General features: G+C 60.2%; 3 protein-coding genes. 1 reads left to right on the forward strand and 2 read right to left on the reverse strand.

The features are described 5' to 3' along the window. A partial coding sequence (locus QXF46_09400) for an ATP-dependent DNA helicase (protein ID MEM0227076.1) occupies nucleotides 1–1,831 on the forward strand: 1,831 nt, incomplete at its 5' end. 5 nt (nucleotides 1,832–1,836) lie between these two features. Here the strand turns inward: QXF46_09400 and QXF46_09405 are convergent. Continuing rightward, nucleotides 1,837–2,673, reverse strand: a complete 837-nt coding sequence (locus tag QXF46_09405) for a hypothetical protein (protein MEM0227077.1) — start codon at nucleotides 2,671–2,673, stop codon at nucleotides 1,837–1,839. Between the two features lie 229 nt (nucleotides 2,674–2,902). Then, nucleotides 2,903–3,676 (reverse strand): glutamine synthetase family protein (locus QXF46_09410; GenBank protein MEM0227078.1); only part of this gene is annotated, 774 nt, incomplete at its 5' end.

Raw genomic sequence — 3,676 nt, forward strand, 5'->3', positions numbered from 1 at the left:
GTTCCCGTACAAGCCCAGGCCGAGGCAGATCGAGGTCGCCGAGGAGATGGCTAGAGCGCTCAAGCGGACCAACGTGATCCTCGAAGCTCCAACGGGGTTCGGGAAGACGCCGGTCGTCCTATACGCGCTGCTCCCCTACGTGGAGAGGGGGAGGAGGATCGTATGGGCGGTGAGGACGGGGAGCGAGACCGACAGGCCCGTGGAGGAGCTGGCGGTTTTCCGCAGGGAGCTGGGGCTCAAGCTGGTCGGCGTCAGCTTCCGAGGGAAGAGGGACATGTGCCTCCTAGCGAGGAAGTTCGGCAGCGACCTTGACTACAGCGAGGTCTCCTACATCTGCAGCAGGGAGAGGAGCAAGTGCAGCTTCTACCGGAGGCTGGGGGATGTGGACCCGTACCCTCTCGTTGCGCGCGGCGCGCTCACCTACAGCGAGGTTTACCGGTGGGCGAGCGAGTGGGGGGTCTGCCCCTACTTCCTGCAGAGGAAGCTCCTCGCACACGCGGATCTAGTGGCGCTCAGCTACAACTACGTGGTAAGCCAGGAGCTGAGCTGGAGCGTGAGGCAGCTCATCCCCTTCGACGAGTCGGTGCTCGTGGTCGACGAGGCGCACAACCTGCAGAACCTCGACTTGGGCGGCGACTCGGTAACCGAGGGGACGCTGCAGAGGGCGTTAGAGGAGGCGGCGGAAGTCGGGAGCAGGAAGGCGGTTGAGCTCGTGCGCCACGCGATCGACTACGTGGCTGACAGGTTCAAGGGGTTGGGGGAGGAGGAGTCGGAGCTCTTCGACCCTGAGGAGCTCATCCCCGACTATGGGGATGGGCTGCTGGAGGAGGCTTTGAGAGCCGGGGAGATGGTCAGGGAGTTGAGGTACAGGCAGGGGAGGAGGCCCAGGTCGAGCCTCCACCACTTCGCCACCTTCCTCGAGGCGGCGCTGGGGTTGAAGGGGGTTAGGGGGATCGCTTTCATCGCTGAGAGGGTGAACGGTAGAGTTTCGCTGAGCATATGGGACATGCGATCCGCTGAAGTGCTCGGAAGCGTTTGGAGCCGGTTCCACAGGGTAGTCTTCATGTCGGGGACGCTCAGCCCAATCGAGGCTTTCGCCGAGACGGTGGGCGTAGGCAGCTACCACGCGATCAGCGTGCCCAGCCCCTACGATGAGGCGAACGCGTCCGTCTACCTCGTCACCGACTTGACGACGAGGGGCGAGGAGCTGAGCAGAGAGATGGCTGAGAGGTACGTGGAAGCCGTAGTCAAGCTGCTGTCGAGGGTACGCAGGAACACCGCGATCTTCGCTGCAAGCTACCGCGTGCAGCAGGGCCTCATCGACGCAGGCCTCCTCAAGCGCGCTGAGGAGCTGGGCTACAGGCCCTTTGTCGAACGGCGCGACATGTCCGGCCTCGAGGCGGCGCAGGCTCTAAAGAGCTTCAAGGCGATGGCGGGAGAGGGGAGGGGCCTGCTCGTAGCCCCTATGGGCGGCCGCTTCGCGGAAGGGGCGGACTACCCGGGGGAGGAGCTGATGTGCGTCTTCCTCGCCGGAATCCCTTTCGAGAAGCCGACGACGAAGACGCGGCTGTATATCGAGTACTACCAGAGCCTCTACGGGGAGGAGAAGGGGAGGCTCTACGCCTACGTCTACCCCGCGATCCGGAGGGCTGCGCAAGCGCTTGGCAGAGCCTTGAGGAGCCCGAAGGATCAGGCCGTGCTCGTCCTGGGAGACTACCGGTACAGGAGCTACCTGAAGCTCCTTCCCGACTACGTTGCAGAGCTACTGAGGGAGGTGGATCACACGCAGCTGGATAGAGTCAGGCTTCCCTGGTTGGAGACGAGGTTTTGATCGGATTAAACCGCTTTCCTCTCTACTCGGGCTACGTACTCGCAGTACGGGTCCCCCTTTGCAATGCACCTTATCTCTCTCGCTACAACCTCGAACTCGCCAGTAACCCCCCAGTACCCCGCGAGCCAGCCCGCGATTAAGCCCCTGATGAAATTCCCCCTGATTTCCCCGGCACCCTGGAACAGCTCGCACTCGAAGCTGTCGTAAACCCTTACAACCGCCTCCCTCCGCTCGTCGTCAAGCCTGACGATTTCGAACCTCCCGAAGCCCACGGCCAAGAGGTAGGATTCAAACAGCTTCCAAGCGTGGCGCCTATCGACGATCTTGCTGTGCTTCTCGTACCCGCGGAAGCCTGCCCCGTAGCCAACGGTGTAAAGCAGGATAGCGTACGGCGTTCCAAACCTCTGCCAACCCTCCTTCACTAAACCCTCGTACATCGGCCGCGAGAAAATGATTGCCCTATCACCTTGCAGTAATAGGGGGAAGGAGAAGGGATCGATAGCTACGCCGTCCACGATCGGTGGAGCGTACAGAACATCGGAGACGTACGGGACCCGCTTCATTTTTTGAGCGATATCCTCAGCCATCCTCTCCTTGCCCTTCAAGTCTGCTATCAGTATAGCCGTTAAGGCCTCTCCCGCTCTAGCTGCAGAAACTTTCAGGAGGAGAATTGGTACGCCCATTCCCGCCAGCACGTCTACGAGCTTGTCTAAAATCCCCACCGCGGTTAACGCTTCCGGTTTAAACCTAATGTGGAATACGAAGGGAACAGCTCCCGGCACTACTGCTAGCCTGCCTACCACGTAGGGGGTGTAAATCGTCCCCCACCTCTCGTTTTTCACAAGGTTTTCTCGTGGAATACTATTTAAGAGTATTGCATGAAGGCATCATAACATAGTACTAACCTTAGTATTTACTTTATTTATCTGTCAAAACATTTGCGTTATGATTTTATAAGATGATCTTTTAGAAACTAACGGTCAGTGTAGGACCGCTTCGTTCACGGTTCACGCCCGAGGTAACTCATCACCTAGGGGGTGGGTGGGGCTCTCTGCTTAAGCTTTTCCCGTTTCAGAGGTACTTTTTGTACTCCCAGTCGGTGATTAGATTCCACGTTTTCTCCCAAGGGCCGGCAGCCTCGATGTACTCCCTCCACTCCCTCTTCTTCACCTCTAGGTAGGCTGACGCAAGCTCGCCTGGCACTTCTAGCTCGTGGGAGGCTCTCTCGAACTCCTGCAGTGCAGCCTGCAGGTTTGGGGGTGTTTCCTCGGTTCCCGGTACATCATAGGCTGAGGCTGCTAGAGGTTCCGGCGGTTCACCCCCTTCCTCCAAACCCTTTAAAGCGGATGTCAGGAGGAGGGCTAGGGTCAGGTAGGGGTTCATCAAGGGATCGGGCTCCCTCACCTCGATGCGGGCGATCGAGCTTCCGTACCTCGGCACTCTGACCAGCGCGCTCCTGTTCGCGTAGCCCCATACCAACCTCGTGGGCGCCTCGTGGTGGGGGACGAGCCGCTTGTACGAGTTCACCGTGGGAGCCGCGACAGCGGCGAGCGGCTTCGAGTACTTGAGGACTCCCGCTAGGCACCCAACGCCGATCTCCCCCATTGAGCCGTTACCGCCGTTCGCGTTCTCGCCGAGCGCTCGTAGGCTCAGGTGGACGTGGGCTCCGCTCCCGTTGACCCCCCAGAAGGGTTTCGGCATGAATGTGGCTCTCAAGCCGTGGGCGCCAGCCACAGTCGAAGCGATGTGCTTGAGGAAGAGGAAGCTGTCCGCCGCGCGCATGGGATCGAGCGGGGGCAGGTTGTACTCGTACTGGCCCGGCGCCACCTCGTGGTGCACCTTTGA

The organism is Thermofilaceae archaeon, from assembly GCA_038731975.1.
Classification (GTDB): Archaea; Thermoproteota; Thermoprotei; order Thermofilales; family Thermofilaceae; genus JANXEW01.